Origin of the sequence: Desulfovibrio sp. 1188_IL3213, from assembly GCF_036763145.1 — a bacterium.
Lineage (GTDB): Bacteria > Desulfobacterota > Desulfovibrionia > Desulfovibrionales > Desulfovibrionaceae > Desulfovibrio.
In genome coordinates this window covers 1-1,112 of sequence record NZ_JBAIYR010000607.1, presented here as the reverse complement: position 1 = coordinate 1,112, position 1,112 = coordinate 1, and the positions used below count along the sequence as shown (strand labels likewise).

Annotated in this window: 1 protein-coding gene and 1 pseudogene; both read right to left on the bottom strand. The window is 62.9% G+C overall.

Annotated features, from left to right (window positions below; genetic code table 11):
• Nucleotides 1-471 (bottom strand): M50 family metallopeptidase (locus V6C16_RS13975; protein WP_333543519.1); only part of this gene is annotated, 471 nt, incomplete at its 3' end.
• A pseudogene (locus tag V6C16_RS13970) lies at nucleotides 465-1,112 on the bottom strand (1-deoxy-D-xylulose-5-phosphate reductoisomerase); the annotation flags it as partial. The gene V6C16_RS13975 and the pseudogene V6C16_RS13970, both read right to left, overlap by 7 nt.

Below are 1,112 nucleotides of genomic sequence, written 5' to 3'. Positions count from 1 at the left end.
GGGCTGGCCGTTGATGCTCACGATGGTGTCGCCCGCCTCAACGCCCGCTTTGGCAGCCGGGCTGTTTTCCACAAGGCCGCCCACCTGGGGCAGCAACTGGGGGGTGCCCCAGGCGAAAGCCAGTATCCAGCACAGCAGCCAGGCCAGCAGCATGTTGGCAACAGGTCCGGCAGCCACCACCAGAAGGCGTTGCCACGCGGGGCGCAGGGAAAAACTCTCTTCGCGGGTAAAGCCCTCGGGCAGTTCGCTGTCGTCCTGTTCGCCCACCAGGGCCACGTAGCCGCCCAGGGGGATCAGGGACAGGGCGTATTCTGTCTTGCCCCATTTGCGCTTGAGGATTTTGGGGCCGAAACCAAGGGAAAAGGTGGAGACACCCATGCCGAATCCACGGGCCACGGCAAAATGCCCCAGCTCGTGAAAAAAGATGAGGCCGCCAAGAACAAGGGTGACTGCTATGATGGTCGTCAGCATGCGGATTCTCCGTCGCGGGCCAGTTTGCGCACCAGCTCGCGGCTCTGGCGATCAAGCTGCGTAATGCGCTCTGCCAGGGTATGGGCCTCGCTTTGCAGGGCGGCCATGTCGGTCGAAGCCGGGGCCGAACCCTGATGCGGCGGGGCGCAGAAAGACTGATTTCCCGGTTCTGTGGCGCTGTGCGCCGCCAGAGCGGCCTCTATCAGCCGGGGGATGTCAAGAAAGGCGCAACTGCCTTCAAGAAAAAGTTCCACTGCGGCCTCGTTGGCCGCATTCATGACCACGCAACGCCCCCCGCGCAAGGCGAGAGAGCGTCGGGCCAGCTCAAGACAGGGAAAAACGCCGCTGTCCGGTTCGTGAAAAGTGAGGGGGGCGGCTGTGAGGTCAAGGAGCGTAACGCCCACGGGCAGGCAGCGCGGCCACAGCAGGCAGTTGGCAATGGCAAGGCGCATGTCCGCAGTGCCGAGTTGAGCCAGTTGTGTGCCGTCTTCAAGTTCCACCAGCGAGTGAATGACGGACTGGGGGTGAACCAGCACCTTGATGCGATCGGGTGCCGCGCCGTAAAGATGGTATGCCTCAATGACCTCAAGCCCCTTGTTCATGAGGGTGGCCGAGTCGATGCTTATCTTGGCGCCCATGCT